Annotated in this window: 18 protein-coding genes; 7 read left to right on the forward strand and 11 right to left on the reverse strand. The window is 69.5% G+C overall.

The annotated features are described in order from the left end of the window. Window positions 1–121 precede the first annotated feature (121 nt). From M2352_RS23345 to M2352_RS23375, 7 genes are all read left to right on the forward strand, one after another. A complete protein-coding gene (locus M2352_RS23345) occupies window positions 122–877 on the forward strand; it encodes an SDR family oxidoreductase (protein ID WP_264666931.1) in 756 nt (251 codons plus the stop codon). Between the two features lie 26 nt (window positions 878–903). Next, on the forward strand, window positions 904–2,094 hold the full coding sequence (locus M2352_RS23350; protein ID WP_264667354.1) for an acetyl-CoA C-acyltransferase: 1,191 nt from the start codon (window positions 904–906) through the stop codon (window positions 2,092–2,094). 32 nt (window positions 2,095–2,126) lie between these two features. Next, on the forward strand, window positions 2,127–3,401 hold the full coding sequence (locus M2352_RS23355) for an MFS transporter (RefSeq protein ID WP_264666932.1): 1,275 nt from the start codon (window positions 2,127–2,129) through the stop codon (window positions 3,399–3,401). Window positions 3,402–3,515: 114 nt separating this feature from the next. Next, window positions 3,516–4,508, forward strand: a complete 993-nt coding sequence (locus M2352_RS23360) for a LysR family transcriptional regulator (protein ID WP_319802064.1) — start codon at window positions 3,516–3,518, stop codon at window positions 4,506–4,508. 120 nt (window positions 4,509–4,628) lie between these two features. Beyond that, window positions 4,629–5,480 (forward strand): alpha/beta hydrolase, encoded by an 852-nt coding sequence (locus tag M2352_RS23365; protein WP_264666933.1) that lies wholly within the window; start codon window positions 4,629–4,631, stop codon window positions 5,478–5,480. Between the two features lie 23 nt (window positions 5,481–5,503). Beyond that, window positions 5,504–6,682 carry an efflux RND transporter periplasmic adaptor subunit gene (locus M2352_RS23370; protein WP_264666934.1) on the forward strand — a complete coding sequence of 393 codons (1,179 nt, stop codon included), beginning with the start codon at window positions 5,504–5,506 and terminating at the stop codon, window positions 6,680–6,682. 25 nt (window positions 6,683–6,707) lie between these two features. After that, window positions 6,708–9,890, forward strand: a complete 3,183-nt coding sequence (locus tag M2352_RS23375; protein WP_264666935.1) for an efflux RND transporter permease subunit — start codon at window positions 6,708–6,710, stop codon at window positions 9,888–9,890. A 123-nt stretch (window positions 9,891–10,013) separates the two neighbouring features. On the opposite strand, the gene M2352_RS23380 is transcribed toward M2352_RS23375, so the two are convergent. From M2352_RS23380 to sfnG, 11 genes are all read right to left on the reverse strand, one after another. Beyond that, window positions 10,014–10,811, reverse strand: a complete 798-nt coding sequence (locus M2352_RS23380) for a MetQ/NlpA family ABC transporter substrate-binding protein (protein WP_264666936.1) — start codon at window positions 10,809–10,811, stop codon at window positions 10,014–10,016. 46 nt (window positions 10,812–10,857) lie between these two features. Next, on the reverse strand, window positions 10,858–11,628 hold the full coding sequence (locus tag M2352_RS23385; RefSeq protein WP_264666937.1) for a class II aldolase/adducin family protein: 771 nt from the start codon (window positions 11,626–11,628) through the stop codon (window positions 10,858–10,860). A 42-nt stretch (window positions 11,629–11,670) separates the two neighbouring features. Next, on the reverse strand, window positions 11,671–12,699 hold the full coding sequence (locus M2352_RS23390) for an NADP-dependent oxidoreductase (RefSeq protein ID WP_264666938.1): 1,029 nt from the start codon (window positions 12,697–12,699) through the stop codon (window positions 11,671–11,673). Then, a complete protein-coding gene (gene denD / locus M2352_RS23395; RefSeq protein WP_264666939.1) occupies window positions 12,696–13,673 on the reverse strand; it encodes a D-erythronate dehydrogenase in 978 nt (325 codons plus the stop codon). The genes M2352_RS23390 and denD overlap by 4 nt, the downstream gene beginning before the upstream one ends. A gap of 179 nt (window positions 13,674–13,852) precedes the next feature. Next, window positions 13,853–15,100 (reverse strand): SfnB family sulfur acquisition oxidoreductase, encoded by a 1,248-nt coding sequence (locus tag M2352_RS23400; RefSeq protein WP_264666940.1) that lies wholly within the window; start codon window positions 15,098–15,100, stop codon window positions 13,853–13,855. 43 nt (window positions 15,101–15,143) lie between these two features. After that, entirely contained in the window at window positions 15,144–15,932 is a 789-nt protein-coding gene (locus M2352_RS23405) for an ABC transporter ATP-binding protein (protein ID WP_264666941.1), read from the reverse strand. Between the two features lie 34 nt (window positions 15,933–15,966). Further along, window positions 15,967–17,304, reverse strand: a complete 1,338-nt coding sequence (locus M2352_RS23410; RefSeq protein WP_264666942.1) for an ABC transporter substrate-binding protein — start codon at window positions 17,302–17,304, stop codon at window positions 15,967–15,969. A 63-nt stretch (window positions 17,305–17,367) separates the two neighbouring features. Next, entirely contained in the window at window positions 17,368–18,432 is a 1,065-nt protein-coding gene (locus M2352_RS23415) for a branched-chain amino acid ABC transporter permease (protein ID WP_264666943.1), read from the reverse strand. A 3-nt stretch (window positions 18,433–18,435) separates the two neighbouring features. Continuing rightward, the gene (locus M2352_RS23420; protein ID WP_264666944.1) at window positions 18,436–19,323 is read right to left on the reverse strand and encodes a branched-chain amino acid ABC transporter permease; all 888 of its coding nucleotides are present in this window, start codon (window positions 19,321–19,323) and stop codon (window positions 18,436–18,438) included. Between the two features lie 4 nt (window positions 19,324–19,327). After that, complete coding sequence (locus M2352_RS23425) at window positions 19,328–20,170, reverse strand: ABC transporter ATP-binding protein (protein ID WP_264666945.1); 843 nt, start codon at window positions 20,168–20,170, stop codon at window positions 19,328–19,330. Between the two features lie 85 nt (window positions 20,171–20,255). After that, complete coding sequence (sfnG, locus tag M2352_RS23430) at window positions 20,256–21,356, reverse strand: dimethylsulfone monooxygenase SfnG (protein ID WP_264666946.1); 1,101 nt, start codon at window positions 21,354–21,356, stop codon at window positions 20,256–20,258. Window positions 21,357–21,375 lie beyond the last annotated feature (19 nt).

Here is a 21,375-nt window from a genome sequence, read left to right on the forward strand (position 1 = left end):
CACCCTGCGCATGGCAGCCACGCCCCAACCGCGGGGACGCTTGCCGTTATTCATGATGGACGTCATCAATAACTCCATTCATGATGATCATCATCATAAACCACCGGGTACGGAGAGGACAATGACGGACATGAGCGGCGGCGTGGCCCTGGTCACCGGCGGCACCTCGGGCATCGGGCGGGCGACGGCGCTGGCCTTCGCCCGCGCGGGCGCCACGGTGATCGTCACCGGACGGCGGGAGGCCGAGGGACGGGAAACCGTGGAACAGGCGGCACGGGCCGGCGGGCGCGCCGTCTTCGCGGCCGCCGACGTCGCCGACGCGGCCCAGGTCGCCGCCCTGTTCGCCCGCATCGAACGGGACCATGGCCGGCTCGACTACGCCTTCAACAACGCCGGCATCCATTTCAACCGCTCCGTCGCCGAAACGGCGGAAGCGGATTTCGACCGCATGGTGGCCGTCAACCTCAAGGGCGTCTGGCTGTGCCTGACGCACGAAATCCCCCTGATGGTCCGGCAGGGCAAGGGGGCCATCGTGTCCACCGGCTCGGTGCTGGGCCGGATCGGGCTGGCCGGCAACACCGTCTATTCCGCCACCAAGGCGGCGGTGGAGGGCATGACCCGCAGTGCGGCCATCGAGGTGGCCAAGACCGGCGTGCGCGTCAACGCCGTCTGCCCCGCCATCATCCAGACGCCCATGAGCGCCGGGTCGTTCGGCGGGGAGGAGGCGGTGAACGCGGCCCTCGGCCCCCTGCACCCCGTGGGCCGTGTCGGCCAGCCGCGCGAGGTCGCCGACACCGTGGTCTGGCTGTGCTCCGACGCCGCCTCCTTCATCACCGGCCAGTCGATCGTCATCGACGGCGGGCTGACGGTGCAGTGATGTCCACCCCCAGGGAGACCGCGGTCATGGACGCCACCGATCCCGTCGTCATCGTTTCCGCCGCGCGCACGCCGCTCGGCCGCTTCCAGGGCGACCTGTCCGCCCTGCCCGCCCACGCGCTGGGCGCCCACGCCGTCGGCGCCGCCGTGACCCGCGCCGGCCTGGCGCCGGAACGCATCGGCGAGGTGCTGCTCGGCTGCGTGCTGCCCGCCGGCCAGGGGCAGGCGCCCGCCCGGCAGGCGGCGCGCGCCGCCGGGTTGCCCGACGCCACCGGCGCCACCACCGTCAACAAGGTCTGCGGCTCGGGCATGAAGGCCACGATGCTCGCCCACGACCTGATCCGTGCCGGCTCCGCCGATATCGTGGTGGCCGGCGGCATGGAATCCATGTCCAACGCCCCCTATCTGCTGGCCAAGGCCCGCGGCGGCTACCGCGCCGGCCATGACCGCCTCTTCGACCACATGATGCTCGACGGGCTGGAGGACGCCTATGAGGGCGGGCGGCCCATGGGCGATTTCGGCGAGGCGGCGGCCGACCTCTACGGCTTCTCCCGCGCCGAGCAGGACGCCTACGCCATCGAAACGCTGACGCGCGCCCGCGCCGCCGTCGAAGGCGGGGCCTTCACCGCCGAAATCGTCCCCATCGCCGTTGCCGGCAAGGGCGGCGAGCGTCTCATCACCCAGGACGAGAACCCGCTGAAGCTGGCGCCGGACAAGATCCCGGCGCTGAAGCCGGCCTTCCGGCCCGGCGGCACCATTACGGCGGCCAGTTCCTCGGCCAACGCCGACGGGGCGGCGGCGCTGGTGCTCACCCGCCGCTCGCTGGCGGAACGCGAGGGGCTGCCCGTCCTCGCCACCATCCGCGGCCACGCCACCCACAGCCAGGATCCGGCGTGGTTCACCACAGCGCCGATCCCGGCGATCCGCGCCCTGCTGGACCGCACCGGCTGGAGCGCCGGCGACGTGGACCTGTTCGAGATCAACGAGGCTTTCGCCGTGGTCGCCATGGCCGCGGCGCGGGATCTGGGCATTCCCCGCGGCGCGCTGAACGTCAACGGCGGGGCCTGCGCGCTCGGCCATCCCATCGGCGCCACCGGGGCGCGGCTGATCGTGACGCTGCTGCACGCGCTGGCCGCGCGGGGGCTGCGGCGCGGCGTCGCCGCCCTGTGCATCGGCGGCGGCGAGGCCACCGCCATCGCGGTCGAACGGCCCGCCTGATCCCTGCCTCCGCCAGACCGGAACCCGCATCCATGCTGTCATCCCCTGTCGCCGCCGCGCTCGCGCGGCGGAACGTCCACTACGGCTGGGCCGTGGTCGGCGTCACCTTTCTGACCATGCTGGTGTCGGCGGGGGCCGTCGGCGCCCCCGGCGTGCTTTTGCTGCCGCTCCAGCGCGAATTCGGCTGGTCCACCGCCGAGATCTCGGTGGCCTTGGCCATCCGCCTGCTGCTGTTCGGCCTGATGGGGCCGTTCGCCGCAGCACTCATCAACCGCTACGGCGTCAAGCGCATGGTGCTGGCATCGCTGACGGTGGTCAGCAGCGGGCTGCTGCTGTCGCTTGCCATGCGCGAGGTCTGGCACCTGATCCTGCTGTGGGGGTTCGTCGTCGGCTTCGGCACCGGGCTGACCGCCATGGTGCTGGGCGCCACCATCGCCACCCGCTGGTTCACCCGGCGGCGCGGCTTGGCCGTCGGGCTGCTGACCGCCAGCTCGGCCACCGGGCAGCTCGTCTTCATGCCGCTCCTGTCGATGCTGACGCAACAGATGGGCTGGCGTGCCGCCTTGGCGCTGCTGTGCGTGCTGCTGGGGGTGGCGGCCCTGGCCGTGCTCGCCCTGATGCGCGACCGCCCCGCCGATCTGGGGCTGGCGGCCTATGGCGAGGACGACGCCCCCGCCGCCCCGCCGCCGCCCGCCGGATCGGTGGCCGCCGCCGCCCTGGGCGCCCTGCGCGATGCGGCGCGCACGCGGGTTTTCTGGATGCTGTTCGCCACCTTCTTCATCTGCGGGGCCAGCACCAACGGGCTGATCCAGACCCATCTGATCCCGCTGTGCGTCGATTTCGGCGTGCCGGAGGTGCGGGCCGCCGGGCTGCTGGCGCTGATGGGAATCTTCGATTTCGTCGGCACCGTCGCGTCGGGCTGGCTGTCCGACCGTTACGACAACCGCTGGCTGCTGTTCTGGTATTACGGCCTGCGCGGGCTGTCGCTGCTGTTCCTGCCCTATTCCGACTTCACGTTTTACGGCCTGTCGCTGTTCGCGGTGTTCTACGGGCTGGACTGGATCGCCACCGTGCCGCCGACGGTCCGGCTGACCGCCGAGCGTTTCGGGCGCGAGCGCGCCAACCTCGTGTTCGGCTGGGTGTTCGCCGGCCACCAGATCGGGGCGGCCTGCGCCGCCTTCGGGGCCGGCTACGCCCGCAGCACGCTCGACACCTATCTGCCGGCCTTCTTCATCGCCGGGCTGCTGTGCCTGGGTGCCGCAGCACTGGTGCCGGCGCTGGGCCGCCGGCCCACCCCGGCCGGTTGAGGTTCCTCACCAAAGTCCCATCGACTTCCCTACGGGGCGTGCTTAGATAAGCGCATCCGGCCCGCCCCCCCCAAGTACGGGGGTGGGCCGCCCCACGGCACCGATGGACAGGCCATGGACAAACTTCATGCGATGCGCGTCTTCGTCCGCGTGGTCGAGGTCAACAGCTTCTCCAAGGCCGCCGACACGCTGGGCCTGCCCCGCGCCTCGGTGACGGCGGCGGTCCAGAATCTGGAAGCCGCACTGGGCGTGCGCCTGCTCCAGCGGACCACGCGCAAGCTGAGCCTGACGCTGGACGGGGCCGCGTATCTGGAGGGGGCGACCCGCATCCTGGCGGATCTGGAGGAGGTCGAGACCTCGTTCACCAGCGCCCGCAAGACGCCGCGCGGGCGGCTGCGGGTGGACATGCCGGGGTCCGTCGGGCGGCTGATCATCATCCCCACCATCCACCAGTTCCACGCCCGCTATCCCGACATCGAGGTCATGATCGGCATGAGCGACCGCCCCATCGACCTGATCCAGGAGGGGGTGGATTGCGTGCTCCGGGTCGGTGACCTGATGGATTCCAGCCTGATCGCCCGCCGGGTCGGGGCCTTCCGCCCGGTGACCGTGGCCAGCCCGGCCTATCTCGCCCGCCACGGCACCCCCACGACCATCGAGGCGCTGGAGGGGCACACCGCCGTCAACTACTTCGCCCGCACCGGCAAGATGCACCCCATGAGCTTCGAACGGGACGGTATCGCCCACGAGGTGACGCTGGACGGCCCCGTCTCGGTCAACGACGCCGACGCCTATGTCACCTGCGCGGTGGAAGGGCTGGGCATCGGGCAGGTGGCGCGGTTCATGGCCCTGCCCCATCTGCGCAGCGGGGCGCTGGTGGAGATTCTGCACGACTGGCGCCCGGCCCTGGTGCCCATCTCCGCCCTCTACCCCCACAACCGCCACCTGTCGCCCAAGGTCCGCGCCTTCGTCGATTGGGTGGCCGAACTGTTCGAGGGCTGCCCGCTGATGCAGGGGGAGGAGATCGACGCCTGCCACGAACAGCCGGCGGCGATACCCGCCGCCGCGGGGGTGGAGGCGGACGCTCCCTCCCTGTGCGTCGTGTAACCCGGATTGTTCATCCGATCCGAATTGTGTTGCCGTTGACCGCGTCTTTATTCCGTTTCCCCAGTCGCCCACACTCACTCCTGTTGCAATGCGGGAGGGGTGCCGAGGCACCAGGGAACCATGAGCCGCTTATCGGGACAGTCGAGAACACGGAAAACCACCGGGGCCCCCTGCCCGCTGGCGGTCGATGACCGGACCATCGCCGGCCACGCCCAGGACATCCGGCTGCGGCTGTACCGCCCGCTGATCGGGCTGACGGTGCCGGCGCTGCTGTATCTGCACGGCGGCGGATTCACCTCCGGCTCGCTGGAGGAGGCGGAGACCGCCGCCGCCACCATCGCCGGGGCCGTGCCGGCGCTGGTGGTGTCGGTGGGCTATTCGCTGGCCCCGGCCCACTGCTTCCCCACCGCCGCCCACGACGCCCACCATGCTGCCCTGTGGACCGCCGCGTCGGCCCGCGACCTGAACATCGCCGGTGGCGGGCTGGGCGTGGCCGGACACGACGCCGGGGGGCATGTGGCCGCCTCCCTCACCTTCCTGGCCCGTGATCTGGGCGACGTGGACATCCGCGCCCAGGCCCTGCTCGGCCCCATGCTCGACCCCAGCCTGACCCGCGCCGACGGCGCACGGGCGGTGCAGTCGGACGTGCCGGCCACCGCCTATGCCCGCTGCTACCGCGCCTATCTGCCGGACTCGGCGCAGCGGCTGCACCCCTATGCCGCCCCGCTGGATTCCCGCCGGCTGGCCGGGCTGCCGCCCGCGCTGATCGTCACCGCCCAGAACGACGTGCTGCGCATCGAGGCGGAACAGTACGCCGCCGGCCTGATCGCCGCCGGGGTGCCGACCGAGGTCACCCGCTTCCCCGCCATCTCCCACGCCGCCCTGCCCGGCCACCGCCCGGCGCTGCTGGCCACCGCCGATTTCTTCCGCCGCCGCCTGTCCCCCGCGGACGTGGCCGGCGCCCCCGTCTGACTCCCCGCCCGGAGACCGAACCCATGACGCTGACCCGTTCGAAACTCGCCCTTCTCCTCGCCGCCGGCACCACCGCCGCCGCCGTCGCCGGTTTTGCCGCCACCCAGGGCCACGCCGACGCCCCCCAGGCTGCCACCGCCGCCCCGCCGCCGCCCGAGGTGGACGTGGCACCCGTCGTCGCCCGCACCATCACCGACTGGCAGTCCTATTCCGGCCGGCTGGAAGCGGTGGAGCGGGTGGAGGTGCGCCCGCAGGTGTCGGGCGCCATCACCGCCGTTCATTTCCGCAACGGCGCCCTGGTGAAGCAGGGCGACGTCCTCTTCACCATCGACCCGCGCCCCCACGCCGCCGCCGTCGCACGGGCCGAGGCCGAGGTGACCGCCGCCCAGTCGGCGGTGCGCTTCACCGCCGCCGACCTGGACCGCGCCCAGCGGCTGGTGCAGAGCAGCGCCGTGTCGCGCCAGACCCTGGACGAGAAGGAAAGCGCCGCCCGTCAGGCCGCCGCCAACCTGAAGGCGGCGCAGGCCGCCCTCGACCTCGCCCGCATCGATCTGGAGCACACCCAGGTGACCGCGCCGATTGCCGGCCGCGTGTCGCGGGCCGAGGTGACGGTGGGCAACGTGGTGGCCGCCGGTGCTGCGGCGGCCCCGCTGACCACGCTGGTGTCGGTGTCACCGATCTACGCCGCGTTCGACGTGGACGAACAGACCTATCTGCGCCACATCGCCAGCGTGAAGGACGCCGCCGACGTGCCGGTCCAGCTCGGCCTTGCCAACGAGAGCGGCTATTCGCGCACCGGGACGGTGGAGCATGTGGACAACCGGCTCGACGCCGTGTCGGGCACCATCCGCGTGCGCGCCAAATTCGACAACCCCGACGGGATGCTGGTGCCCGGCCTCTACGCCCGCATCAAGGTGGGCGGCAGCACGCCCCACGGCGCGCTGATGGTGGATGAGCGCGCCATCAACACCGATCAGGACAAGAAATTCGTTCTGGTGGTGGGCGGCGACGACACCGTGCAGTACCGCGCCATCGTCCCCGGCCCGGCGCAGAGCGGCCTGCGCGTGGTGACCAGCGGGCTTGAGGCCGGCGAGCGCATCGTGGTCAACGGGATCCAGCACGCCCGCCCCGGCGCGCGCATCAGCCCGAAGACCGTGGCGATGGGCGCCCCCGAACCGATCCAGACCGCTGCGAAACCGTAAACCGGGTTCCGCCGGGAGAGCCATCATGAACATCTCCAAATTCTTCATCGACCGCCCGATCTTCGCGGGCGTGCTGTCGGTGGCGCTGTTCCTGGCGGGTGCGATCTCGCTGTTTCAGTTGCCGATTTCCGAATACCCCGAGGTGGTGCCGCCCTCGGTGGTCGTGCGCGCCCAGTTTCCCGGCGCCAACCCCAAGGTCATCGCCGAAACCGTCGCCTCCCCCCTGGAGGAGCAGATCAACGGCGTGGAAAACATGCTGTACATGCAGTCGCAGGCCAACAGCGACGGCAACATGGCGCTGACCGTCACCTTCAAGCTGGGCACCGACCCGGACAAGGCGCAGCAGCTCGTGCAGAACCGGGTGTCGCAGGCGTTGCCGCGCCTGCCGTCCGACGTGCAGCGGCTGGGGGTGACCACGGTCAAAAGCTCGCCCACCCTGACCATGGTCGTGCATCTGCTGTCGCCCAACGGGCGGTACGACATGACCTATCTGCGCAACTACGCCATCCTGAACGTCAAGGACCGGCTGAGCCGGATCAGCGGCGTCGGCGAGGTGCAGGTGTGGGGGGCCGGCGACTATTCCATGCGCGTCTGGCTCGACCCCAACAAGGTGGCCCAGCGCGGGCTGACCGCGGCGGACGTGGTGGCGGCGATCCGCGAACAGAACGTGCAGGTGGCCGCCGGGGTCATCGGCGCCTCGCCGTCGCTGCCCGACACGCCGCTGCAATTGTCCATCAACGCGCAAGGAAGGCTGAAGACGCCGGACGAATTCGGCGCCATCATCCTGAAAACGGGGGAACAGGGCGGCGTCACCCTGCTGCGCGACGTCGCCCGGGTGGAGCTGGCGGCGGCGCAGTACGGGCTGCGGTCGCTGCTGGACAACAAGCCGGCGGTGGCGCTGGGCATCAACCAGTCGCCGGGCGCCAACGCGCTCGCCATCTCCGACGCCATCCGCGCGGCCATGGCCGACCTCAAGGCCGACATGCCGGACGGCGTGGATTACAGCATCGTCTATGACCCGACCCAGTTCGTCCGTTCCAGCATCGACGCGGTAATCCACACGCTGCTGGAGGCCATCGCGCTGGTGGTGCTGGTGGTCATCGTGTTCTTGCAGACGTGGCGGGCGTCGATCATCCCGCTGCTGGCGGTGCCGGTGTCCATCGTCGGCACCTTCTCGCTGATGCTGGGGCTGGGCTATTCCATCAACGCGCTGTCGCTGTTCGGCATGGTGCTGGCCATCGGCATCGTGGTGGACGACGCCATCGTCGTGGTGGAAAACGTCGAACGCAACATCGAGAACGGCCTGTCGGCCAAGGAAGCCACGTACCGCGCCATGCAGGAGGTGAGCGGCCCGATCATCGCCATCGCCCTGACCCTGGTCGCCGTCTTCGTGCCGCTGGCGGCCATGAGCGGCCTGACCGGCGAGTTCTACAAGCAGTTCGCAATGACGATTGCGATCTCCACCGTCATCTCCGCCTTCAACTCGCTCACCCTGTCGCCGGCGCTGGCCGCGGTGCTGCTGCGCGGCCACGACCAGCCGCAGGACTGGCTGACCCGCGCCATGAACCGGGTGTTCGGCGGCTTCTTCCGGCTGTTCAACCGGGTGTTCCACCGGGCGTCCGCCGGCTATGGCCGCGGCGTCGGCGGGGTGGTGCGGCACAAGGGGCTGATGATGCTGGTCTATGTCGGCCTGCTGGCGGTGACGGTGCTGCTGGGCCGCACCGTGCCCATGGGCTTCGTCCCGGCCCAGGACAAGGAATACCTGATCAGCTTCGCCCAGCTTCCCAACGGCGCCTCGCTCGACCGGACGGAGGAGGTGATCCGCCGCATGACCGACATCGCCCTGGCCCGCCCCGGCGTGCAGAGTGCGGTCGCCTTCCCCGGCCTGTCGGTGAACGGCTTCACCAACAGCTCCAGCGCCGGCATCGTCTTCGTCACGCTGAAGCCCTTTGCCGAGCGCAAGGACCCGTCGCTGTCCGCCGCCGCCATCGCCGGTGACCTGCAAAAGCGCTACGCCGGGCTGAAGGAAGCCTTCGTCGCCATCTTCCCCCCGCCGCCGGTGATGGGGCTGGGCACACTGGGCGGCTTCAAGATGCAACTGGAAGACCGCGGCGCGCTGGGGTACGAGGCGCTGAACGCGGCGGTCGGCGCCTTCGTGAAAAAGGCGATACAGACGCCGGAACTGGGGCCGAGCTTCTCCAGCTACCAGATCAACGTGCCGCAGTTGGACGTGAATCTGGACCGGGTGAAGGCCAAGCAGCAAGGCGTGTCCATCGGCGACGTGTTCGACACCATGCAGATCTATCTCGGCTCGCTCTACGTCAACGACTTCAACAGCTTCGGGCGCGTCTATCAGGTGCGTGTCCAGGCCGACGCGCCCTTCCGCGCCGAATCCGCCGACATCGGCCTGTTGAAGACCCGCAACGCCCAGGGCGACATGGTGCCGCTGTCGTCGCTGGTCACGGTGACCCAGAGCTACGGGCCGGAAATGGTGGTGCGCTACAACGGCTACACCGCCGCCGACATCAACGGCGGGCCGGCGCCGGGTTACTCCTCGGGCCAGGCGCAGGCGGCGGCCGAGCGCATCGCGCACGAGACCCTGCCCCGCGGCGTGCGCTTCGAATGGACCGACCTGACCTATCAGGAGATCCTGGCCGGCAACGCGGCGCTGTGGATCTTCCCCATCAGCATCCTGCTGGTCTTCCTGGTGCTGGCGGCGCAGTACGAAAGCCTGACGCTGCCGCTGGCGATCCTGCTGATCGTGCCCATGAGCCTGATGTCGGCGCTGGCCGGGGTGTGGCTGACGGGGGGCGACAACAACATCTTCACCCAGATCGGCTTCATGGTGCTGGTGGGTCTGTCGGCCAAGAACGCCATCCTGATCGTCGAATTCGCCCGCGAACTGGAGCATCAGGGGCGCAGCGTGGTCCAGGCGGCGGTGGAGGCCAGCCGGCTGCGGCTGCGGCCCATCCTGATGACCTCCATCGCCTTCATCATGGGGGTGGTGCCGCTGGTGACCTCCACCGGGGCGGGGGCGGAGATGCGCCACGCCATGGGGGTGGCGGTGTTCGCCGGCATGATCGGCGTCACCCTGTTCGGTCTGGTGCTGACGCCGGTCTTCTATGTCCTGCTGCGCACGCTGGTGGGGGCGGGAAAGCCGGCGGCGCTGCCCGCTGGGGCCATCGCCCACGGTCACGGGGATGATTGAGGGGGCTTCGTGCCCCCTCCACAGCCGCATTGCCCGGACGGCGGGAGATCGCCATCCGCTCCCCTTGGGCCGGGCGGTGCCGCAGCAACCGCCCGGCCGGTCACGCCACCGGGGACGGTTCCGTCACCACGTGGCGACGTAGGCGCCCTTGAACCGCTGCTGCACGAACTGCTTCACCGGTTCGGAGTGGTAGGCGTCGATCAGTTGCTTGACCCACGGCTTGTCCTTGTCCTCCTCCCGCACGGCGAGGATGTTGACGTAAGGGGTGTCCAGGGTTTCGCTCAGGATTGCGTCGCGCACCGGGTCCAGGCCGGCCTGGACCGCATAGTTGTTGTTCACCGCCGCCGCATCCACGTCGGGCAGGGACCGCGCCAACTGGGCGGCGTCCAGTTCCACGAACGTGTAACCCTTGGGGTTTCCGGCGATGTCGGCGATGCTGGCGCTCAGGCTCTTGGGGTCTTTCAGCGTCACCACCCCGCCGGCGGCCAGCAGGCGCAGGGACCGCGCGCCGTTGCTGGGGTCGTTCTGGATGGCGACGGTGGCGCCCTTGGGCAGTTGGTCGAAGCTCTTGTACTTCTGCGAATAGAAACCCATGGGGGACGCGATGGTCAGGGCCACCGGCGCCAGCTTCCACCCGGTCTTGGCGATCTGGTTGCGCAGATAGGGTTCGTGCTGGAACGAATTGGCCTCCAGCTCCCTGGCGGCCAGGGCCTGGTTGGGGATGACGTAGTCGGTGAATTCCACCGGCCTGATGTCCACGCCGCGCTCGGCACCGACCTTGCGGACGACGTCGAGGATTTCGGCGTGGGGACCGGCGGTCACCCCCACCCGGATGGTGTCGGCGGAAGCCGCGACGGACGCCGCGCCCAGGGCAGTGACGGCGGCGGCGAGCAGAAAGGTGCGGCGAAGCGTGGCCGGCATGGGATCGAACCTCGTTCTGGTGTGGGATCGGGTCTGAAGGGGACGATCAGTGGGCGTAGCCGCGGTCCTGGCGGTTCAGCTTGCGCACCATCCCCTCGAAGAACTTGTCGGCGACGGTTCCGTCCTCGCCGAAGTTGTTGGCGTCGAGCACGTTGGTGCGGGCGATGGCGTCGGGGACCGTCACGTCCTCCCCCGCCATGGCGTCGGTCAGCACCTGAATCTCGCACGCCCGCTGCAGCCGCCACATGTTGAAAAAGGCGATGGCCAGCGTGCGCCCGGTGGTCAGCAGACCATGGTTGCGCAGGATCAGGCACGGCTTGTCGCCGACGTCGGCCAAGAGCCGCGGCTGTTCGCCCAGCCGGATGCTCAAGCCTTCGTAGTCGTGATAGGCCACCTGCCCGTAAAGCTGCACGGCGTAGAAATTGTCGTGGCGCAGCCCGTGGCGCTTGGTGGCGACGGCCACCCCGGCGGTGGTGTGGGTGTGGATGACGGCGTGGGCGTCCTCGCGCGCCTGATGGATGGCGCTGTGGATGACGAAGCCGGCGGGGTTCACCGGGTACTCGCTCGGCTCCACCTTGTTGCCGTCCACGTCGATCTTGACGAGGTTGCCGGCGGTCACCTCGTCATAGGTCAGGCCATAGGGGTTGATGAGGAAATGGCGGTCCGGCCCCGGCACCCGCACGGTGATGTGGTTGATGACCAGCTCGCTCCACCCCAGCAGATCGACCACGCGGTACAGCGCGGCCAGCTTCACCCGCAGCGCCCATTCGTCGGGGGCGATGTGCGGCGGGCGGTGGTCCAGGGGAAAGGTCGTCATGACGGCTCCGTTGTCTGTCGCATCGGATGGGGAGGATTCAAATCAGGGTGCGACGCGCACCACCTGCTTGCCGGTGTTCTCCCCGGCCAGCAGGCGCACCAGGGCAGCGGGGGCGGCGGCCAGCCCCTCGGCCACGTCCTCGCGGTGGCGGATCAGCCCGTCCCGGACCCAGGCCGACAGCTCGGCCAGCGCCTCGGGGAAGCGGTGGAAGTGATCAAGCACCAGAAAGCCTTCCAGCCGGGCGCGCTTGACCAGAATGGTGCGGTTGATCCGCGGGGCCGGGGGTGCGCCGGGGCCAAGGGCGATGGTGCCGTTCTGCACGATGCGGGCGCCCACATTGATCCGCTCCAGCACCGCGTCGGCCACCGGCCCGGCCACATTGTCGAAATAGACGTCCACCCCGCGCGGGCACGCGGCGTCCAGGGCCGCCCCCAGGTCACCGCCCGCGCGGTAGTTGACGGCGGCGTCGAAGCCGAATTCCTCCAGGCACTGCCGCACCTTTTCGTCGGACCCGGCGATGCCCACGGTGCGGCAGCCCTTCAGCCGGGCGATCTGGCCGACGATGCTGCCCACCGCCCCGGCGGCGGTGGACACCACCACCGTTTCCCCCGCCCGCGGCTGCCCCACGTCGAGCAGACCCAGATAGGCGGTCAACCCGGTGTGCCCCAGCACCCCCAGGGCCAGCGACGGCGGCCCCCAGGCGGGGTCCACTTTGTGATGGATGTCGCTGCCGTCGGACAGCGCCCATTCCTGCCACCCCTGGCTGCCGTACACCACATCGCCCACCCCATAGCCGGGGTGGCGCGAGACCACCACCCGCCCGACGGTGAAGCCGGTCATCACCGCCCCCAGCGGCACCGGCGTGCGGTAATTGGTGGCGTCGGCGATCCAGCCGCGCATGGCCGGGTCCAGGGACAGGAACAGCACGCGGATCAGCACCTGTCCGTCGCCGGGGGCCTCCACCGGCCCCGGCCCCACCTGGAAAAGACCGGCGGTGACGCGCCCCTGGCTGGGCCGTCCGATCAGGCGCACCTGGGTTTGAGTGACGGGAAGGGTCGGGGCGTCCGTCATGGCGCCGCCCCCTGCTGTTCGGCGATGAAGGCGCGGATGATCGGTTCGAACGCGTCGTCGCGGCGGAAGCCCAGGGCCAGCGCCCGCGGGGTGTCGATGGCCCCCGGCCAGCCGGCGGCGATGCGGGCGACGAAGGGATCGGTCTCCCACCGCACCCGCGCGGCGGCATCCGGGTCCACGCGGGCCAGCGCCTCCACCATGGCGCCAACGGTCTGGGGCAGGCCGGGCAGCGTGACGATGCGGTTGCCGTCGGCAAAGGCGTCCGCCGGCAATTCATGGGCGTGGATCAGATTGTCCACCACCGTGGCGGGGGACGAGACGAACACCCGCGTGTCCGGCGGCACCGGGCAGGTGTAGACCTCCCCCGCCAGCGGTTCGCGGATGACGGCGCTGCCAAACGCGCTGGCCGCGCGGTTGGCCGGGCCGGGGCGGACCACCACCATGCCGATGCGCACCGACCGGCCATCGACGAAGCTCTTGCGGCTGTAGTCGTTGACCAGCAGTTCGCCAATGGCCTTTTGCGTGCCGTAGGATGTCTGGGGCGTGGGCGCCCACTCCTCCGGCACCACGGGCGGCAGGGTGGCGCCGAACACCGCGGCGGAACTGGCGAAGACGAAACGCGGCGTCCGGGCCGCCCGCCGCGCCGCTTCCAGCAGCAGGCGGGTGCCCTCAACGTTCACCCGTGTGCCGAGGTCGAAATCCTGCTCGGCCTGGGCGCTGACGACGGCGGCCAGATGAAAGACGGAATCCGCCCCGTCCAGCGCCCCGGCCACGGCATCGGGGTCGGTGACGCCGCCGCCCAGAGCCTCCACCCGCGGATCGTCGAAACCCGTCACCGGCTCGCGGGCCAGGATGGTCAGGCGGGTGATGGCCCGCTCCTGCCCCGCCCCGCCGGCCAGATGCCCGCGGGCCAGCAGCGCCCGCACCAGACGCCGGCCCAGGAAGCCGCCGCCCCCGGTCACCACCACCTTCATCGCCTGTCCCTTTCCACAGCCACGCCGTTCCGGGGGCACCGGAATTTCACGTGCCGTACGTGTGTGTGCCGATATTTCACATGTTCAGCACATTATTCCTATTTATTTAATAGGTTTTTGCGGTGTGGAAAGGGCAGTCACTTTGGCGGGCCGGGGCCGAGGCCCCGGCCACGCGCAGATCAGCTCCAGGCGTGCAGCGGCGGGTTGACGCCGTTCAGGGCGTAATTGCCGACGATGGCGTATTTCCACCGCACCGGATCGTGGAGCGTGTGGACGCGGGCGTTGCGCCAGTGGCGGTCGAAATTGTTCTCGGCCAGGGTGGAGCGGGTGCCGGCCAGCTCGAACAGGGTGTTGGTCGCCTCGATGGCGATTTCGGTGCTGAGGATCTTGGCCTCGGCCACCGCGATCTGCGCCTTGGCCACCGACTCCGCCGTGGGCGCGGCAACGGCAGCGTCCACCGCCAGCCCGGCCTTTTCCTGCAGCGCTTCCGCCGCGTGCAGGCGCAGGTTCAGCCGGCCGACCGCCTGGATGGTGTAGGGATCGTCGGACGCGCGGTCGAGATTGCTGTCCACCCACGGGCGGGTGCGGGTGCGCACGAACTCCACCGTGTCGCGGATGGCCGCTTCGGCGATGCCGATGTCAACGGACACCTGGATGATCTGGAAAATAGCGCCATCGGCGGTGGGCTTGTCATAGCCCTTGTAGCCGGGGACCAGGTGGGTCTTGGGCACCTTCACATTATCCAGGATCACGGTGCCGCTGGCGGTGGTCCGCTGGCCGAACCCGGACCAGTCGTCGATCACCGTCAGGCCGGGGGCGTTGCGGTCGGCAATCGCGTACCACGCACGGCCTTCGTCATCCACGGCGACGATGGGCACCAGATGGGCCAGCAGCGCGCCGGTGGAATAGAACTTGCGCCCGGTGACGATCACGTGGTCGCCGGCGTCGGTGAAGCGGGTGGCGAAATCCACCGCCCGCTTGGTGCCGAATTCGGAAAAGGCGTTGCCGAAGCGGATGCCCTTCAGCGCCTCCCCGAACAGCAGCCGCTGCTGCGCTTCGTCCGACACGGTGCGGATGGCGGCCAGCACGCCCAGATGGTTCTGGGAGATCTGCGCCAGCGCCGGATCGGCGGCGGACAGGATCTGCACCACGCGGGTCAGGGTGGCGTAGGACACCTCCGGCCCGCCGAACGCCTTGGGCACGTTGATGGACCACAGCCCGCTTTGGGAAAAGGCGTTCAGTTGCTCGATGGGCAGGATCCGGTCGCGGTCGCGCGCCGACGCGCCGGGGGCCACGTCGCGGGCCAATGCCTCGGCGACGGCGATGGCTTCGGCATCGTCCTTGATGATGTGGGCCGGCGTGGTGGGACGCGGCAGGCCGGGCGCGCCCTTGGGCGGGGCGTCGGCGTCGAGTACGGCAGCGATCATCTCTCAAATCCTTATGATTGGGAATGGGTGTTTCGGGTATGGATCAATGAACGGAGGCGGCCGGCTCCCCGGCGTCCCCCTCGACACCCAGGCCGAGGTAGAAGGCCTTCACGTCGTCGCGTTCCCGCAGGTCCGGGGCGGAGCCTTCCAGCACGGTGCGGCCGTTTTCCAACACCGCCGCCCGATCGGCATGGCGCAGGGCCACGGTGGAGTTCTGTTCCGCCACCAGAATCGACAGCCCCTCCTCCCGGTTCAGGATCTTCAGGGCGTTGAAGATCCCCTCCACCACCAGGGGTGCCAGCCCCATGGATGGTTCGTCGAGCACCAGCAGCCGGGGCCGGGCCATCAGCGCCCGCCCGATGGCGGTCATCTGCTGCTCGCCGCCGGACGTCAGCCCGGCCAGCGTGCGCCGCCTGTCGCGCAGGCGGGGGAACAGGGTGTAGACGCGGGCCAGGTCGTGGCGCACCTCCGCCCGCCCCGCCCCCCGGCCAAGCGCACCTGAGAGCAGGTTTTCCTCCACCGTCAGGGAGCGGAAGCAGTGCCGCCCCTCCAGCACCTGCACCAGACCGCGGCGGACGAGATCCGCCGGGGAGCGGCGGGCGGCGTCCACGCCGTCATAGGTGATGGTGCCGGCGGTGATCTGCCCGCGCTCGGCGGACAACAGGCCCGACAGCGCCTTGAGCGCGGTGGTCTTGCCCGCCCCGTTGGCCCCCAGCAGCGCCACGATCTCCCCCGTCCGCACCGTCAGGCGCACGCCGGACAGGGCACGGATGGCGTGGTTGTAGGTGGCCTCGACCCCATCGAGCGACAGCAGCACCTCGTGGATGGACATGGGTCGTTCCTCCTGTCCGGCGTGGCGGTTGGCGTCAGTTGGTGGCGTCTTCCTTGGCCGGGTCGCGCACGGCGATGCCGTGTTCGGCGGCGTAGGCCAGAGAGGATTTCTCGATGATCGGGCGCAGCAGCGCCCAGTCGGGGGCGATCCAGCCGGAGACGACCGTCCATTTGGCGCCGTCCCACTGCTGGAAGGTCACGCGGCCCTCGCCCTCGTGGTTGGCGACCGAGACGTTGATGGAATGGAACAGACCCTTGGCCCCCAACGCCTCAACCCGCGCCGGGTCGAGCCGCAGATGCTCGAAGCCCCACCGCACCTCGTCGCCGGTCAGGGTGCGCTTGCCGAACTTCTCCTGGGCGATGCGCACGGCTTCCACGTTCAGGATGCCGTTGACGATGCCCAGATTGTGATAGACGCTGCCGATGCGCTTCTTGTCGTCCAGGTTGCCCTTGCCCGCACCGTAGACGCTCTTCACGATCTCCTGCAGCACCGGGTATTCCGCACCCGACGCCTGGGTGGTGATGGCGGTGTAGCCCTTGGCGGCGTCACCGGCGGGGATCACGTCCTCCTCGGAATTGGACCAGACGTTGCCGATGATGCGCTCGGCGGGGAAGCCCACCTTCTGCGCCGTCTTCAGCGCCACCGGGTTCATCACGCCCCAGCCGCGCAGCACCACGTAATCGGGCTTGGCCCGGCGGATGGACAGCCATTGCGACTGCTGCTCGTTGCCGGGGTGCGGCACCTCGATCTGTTCGACGCTGAAGCCGTACTTCTCGGCCAGGAGCTGGTAGACCGGGATGGTTTCCTTGCCGTAGGGGGAGCCGTGGTAGAGCACCACGACCTTCTTGCCCTTCAGCTTTTCAAGCCCGCCCTCCTTGCCGGCGATGTAGTTCACGATGCCGGAGGTTTCGCTGTACGGGTTCAGCAGCAGCGGGAAGACGTACTTGAACACCCGCCCGTCGGTGGAATCGGTGCGCCCGTGGTTGACGGTGATCAGCGGAACCTTGTCGCGCCCGATGTCGTCGATCATGGCATAGGCGATGCCCACCGACAGCGGGTTCCAGGCGGCCACACCGGCCTTGCTCTTCTGCCGCTTGTAGCATTCGACGCCGCGTTCCACCTCGTACTGGGTCTCGCACTCGTCCCAGGTCAGGGTGACGCCGTTGACGCCGCCGTCGCGGGTATTGATGAGGTTCAGATAGTCGATGAAACCGCCGAAGAACCCGGTTCCCCCCGCGGCGTAGGGGCCGACGCGGTAGCTTTGCAGCGGGAAATACTGCTCGTCGGCCACGGCGGACGAGGCCGGCAGCAGGGCCGCAGCCCCCAGAAGGGCGGCGAAAAAGGACGCTTTGAGGGCGTTCGGACGCGACATCGGGTGTGTCTCCGTTTCAGGAAATCAGCGATGAGGGGAACGGGGCCGGGGCGGCCCCAAGGATCAGGGTTCCTGGGTGGGACGGCGGCGCAGCCGGTTCCACCCGCGGTCCAGCAGGGCCGAAAGCCCCGCCGGCTCGGCGATCAGAAAGGTGATGATCAGCAGGCCCAGCACGATGCGCTGGCTCATTTCCAGGACGCCGCTGTCGAACAGCCCGCCCAGCAGCGCCCCGCCCACGCGGGCCAGGACCAGGGGGAAGACCACGATCAGCGCCGCCCCCAGAAAGGCCCCGCGCAGGCTGGCCAGCCCGCCGATGATGACGATGAACAGGATCTGGAACGAGCGGTCGAGGTTGAAGCCCGCCGGCTCCACCGTGCGCAGATAGGCAAACGCCCACAGCACCCCGGCGACGCCGATGATGAAGGACGACACGGCGAACGCCAGCAGCTTGACCCGCAGCACCGGCACGCCGATCACGCGCGCCGCCGTCTCATGGTCGCGCACGGCGGCCAGGGCACGGCCCGTGGGGCTGTCGATCAGCCGCCACACCACCAGCGTCACCACGCTCACCACCGTCAGCGCGAAAAGGTAACGGCCCACCGGCCCGTCCAGCGGGAATCCTGCCACCGACAGCGGCGGCACGGTGACGATGCCCGACGGGCTGTTGTTGGAAAACCACCCCACCTTGTTGAACACCCACTGCACGAAGAACTGGGCGGCCAGGGTGGAGACGGCGAGATAGAACCCGCGCAGCCGCAGGCTGGGCAGGCCGAACACCAGCCCCACCGCCGCCGCCACGCCCCCGGCCAGCAGGATATCCACCACGAACGGCAGCCCCGGCAGGCGCAGGTTCAGGTTATAGGCAGCGTACGCCCCCACAGCCATGAAGGCGGCGGACCCCAGCGATACCTGCCCGGTGTAGCCGGTCAGGATGTTCAGCCCCAGCCCGGCCAGCGCCAGCGCCAGGAACGGTGTCAGGATGGCGTCGAACAGGTATTCTCCGCCCACCAGCGGCAGCACGCCATAGGCCACCGCCAGCACAAGCCCCACCCCCAACGCCGTGGGTGACAGGCGCACGGCGGGCTTGCCCGTGGATTTTGGGGGGGATTTCAGAACGGCGTCGGTCATGGCTCAGACCCTTTCCACCAGCCGGGCGCCGAACAGGCCGGCGGGGCGGATCAGCAGGAAACCCAGGGCGGCGGCATAGGCGATCCAGCCCTCGATCCCGCCGCCGATGACGGGGCCGAGATAGACCTCGGCCAGCTTTTCCACCGCCCCGACGATCAGCCCGCCGACGATGGCCCCGGCGATGGAATCGAACCCGCCCAGCACCAGCACCGGCAGCGCCTTCAGCACCACCAGCGACAGCGAGAACTGCACCCCCAGCCGCGCCCCCCACAACAGCCCGGCCACCAGCGCCACCACCCCGGCGGCGGTCCACACCGCGGTCCAGATGCGGTCCAGGCTCAGCCCCACCGCCAGGGCCGCCAACTGGTCGTCGGCCACGGCGCGGAAGCCCAGCCCGATGCGGGTGTAGCGGAAGAACAGCGTCAATGCGGCCACCATCGCCCCGGCCACCGCCGCGGCGAACAGGTCGAAGGTGCTGATCAGCACGCCGGAAATCTCCAGCGGCACGTCGTCGATGCCGAGATCCAGCCCATGGACCTGGGTGCCCCACAAAAGCTGTGCCGCCCCTTCGATGACGTAGGACACGCCCAGTGTGGCCATGAACAGGGTGATGGGCGGCTGGTTGACCAGCGGGCGCAGCACCGTGCGCTCGATCAGCGCGCCGATGGCGGTCATAGCCGCCAGCGTCACCACGATCCCGGCCCAGAACGGCAGCCCCCGCTCCGTCAGGCTGACGAAGGTCAGGGCCGCGAACAGCAGCAGCGCCCCTTGGGCGAAGTTCAAAACGCCGGAGGTTTTGTAGATCAGCACGAAGCCGATGGCGACCAGGGAGTACATCACCCCCGACAGCAGCCCGCCGGCCAGAACCTCGGTGAAGAATTGCCAGTCCATGGGTTCAGATCCCCTCCCCGCCGTCCAGATCGTGGGCCACGCCCAGATAGGCGTCGATCACCACCGGGCTGTTGCGGATCGCGTCGGGCGTGCCGTCGCCGATCAGCCGGCCGTAATCCAGCACGGCGATGCGGTCGGACAGCCCCATCACCACGCCGATGTCGTGTTCGATCAGCACGATGGTGGTGCCGAGATCGTCGCGCGCCGCACGGATGTAGCCGGACAGTTCACGCTTTTCGGTCAGCGTCATCCCCGCCATCGGCTCGTCCAGCAGCAGCAGGCGCGGGCGGGCCACCAGGGCGCGGGCCAGTTCCACCCGCTTCTGGATACCGTAGGGCAAGGTGCCGGCGGGCCGTCCGCCCACCCCTTCCAGATGCAGGAAGGCCAGCATCCGTTCGGCCTGTTCGTACGCCGCTGCCCGTTCGCGGCGGGCGGCGGGCAGCCCGGCCACCTGGGCGAACACCCCGGCGCGCAGGCCGTGGGTCAGCCCGGCGGTCACGTTGTCCAGCACCGACAGCCCCTTGAACAGCGCCAGATTCTGGAAGGTCCGTGCCACGCCCAGCCGGGCCAGCCGGGTGGTGGGCACGTGGGCGAAGCTGTGCCCGCCCAGCCAGATGCGCCCGTGGTCGGGGCGGTACAGGCCGCTGACCACGTTCAGCAGCGAGCTTTTGCCCGCCCCGTTGGGGCCGATGACGGCGCGGATTTCCCCCGGTGCCACGGAGAATTCCACCCCGCTCAGCGCCGTCACCCCGCCGAACGACAGCGACAGCGATTCGATGGCGAGCGCCGCCGGGGCGAGCGCTGCCGGCGGGTCCGCGGGCAGCACGGCGGATGAGGCGGCCGTCATCGGCGCATCTCCCAAGGTGGTAGGATTCCGGTTGGAAAGCCCTCTCCCCGGAGGGAGAGGGGGATTAAGCGCGCGCCGGATCAGGTCAGGCCGGGACTGCTTCCCGTGCCTTGGCCGCTTCCAATTCGCGGACCAGCGGGATCACGTGCTTGCCGAAATACTCCACCTCTTCCTGAAAGTGCAGGAAGCCCAGCAGGACCAGATCGGCGCCGGCGGCCTTCAGCTCCACGATGCGCTCGGCCACCTGACGCGGGGTACCGATCAGGTTGGTGCGGAAGCCGTCGTTGTACTGCACCAGATCCTCCAGCGTGGACTTGGCCCAGTTGCCCTCGCGCTCGGGCGAGGCGTTGCCGGCGTTCTGCACCTCGTGATGGAAGCCCTGCACCGCTTCGGGATCGGCCTTTTCCAGGATCTCGGCCAGCACGGCGCGGGCCTCCTCCTCGGTGTCGCGGACGATGGCGAAGGCGTTGAGGCCGATCTTCACCTTGTGATCGGTCCCGGCCTCCTTGGCGCGGATGTCGTCCACCTGGGTCTTCAGCCCGGCGGGCGTGTTGCCGTTGGTGAAGTACCAGTCGGACACGCGGGCCGCCATGTCGCGGGCGGCGCGTGAACTGCCGCCCTGGAAGATCTGCGGCAGCGGGGCCAGCGGCTTGGGCTTCAGGGTGTAGTTCTCGAAGCGGTAATGGGAGCCGTTGAAGGAGAAATTGTCCTGGGTCCAGATGCCGCGGATGACGCGGATGAACTCCTCCGACCGGCGGTAGCGCTCGTCATGGTCCAGCCACGGTTCACCGATGGCCTGGAATTCGCCGCGGAACCAGCCGCTGACGATGTTGACGTTGATGCGGCCCTTGGTCAGGTGGCTGATGGTGGCGACCTGCTTGGCCAGCAGCGCCGGATGCCAGGGGCCGGGCAGGATGGCGGCGATGACGTTCAGCTTTTCCGTGGATGCCAGCAGCGCGTGGGTGAACGCCACCGATTCATGCTGGTTGTCGGCCCCATAGCCGGCGGTGAAGCGGATCTGGCTCAGCGCGTATTCGAAACCGGCCTGCTCGGCGATCTGGGCGAGCTTGCGGTTGTAGTCGATGTCCCAGCTGGTGCGCTGGGGGATCTTGCTGATCACAAGGCCGCCGGAGACGTTCGGAACCCAATAGGCGAACTTGACGGGGGCGGTCTGGACGTCGGTCATAGGGGGAATCTCCGCAAAA

This window comes from Azospirillum fermentarium, assembly GCF_025961205.1.
Lineage (GTDB): Bacteria > Pseudomonadota > Alphaproteobacteria > Azospirillales > Azospirillaceae > Azospirillum > Azospirillum fermentarium.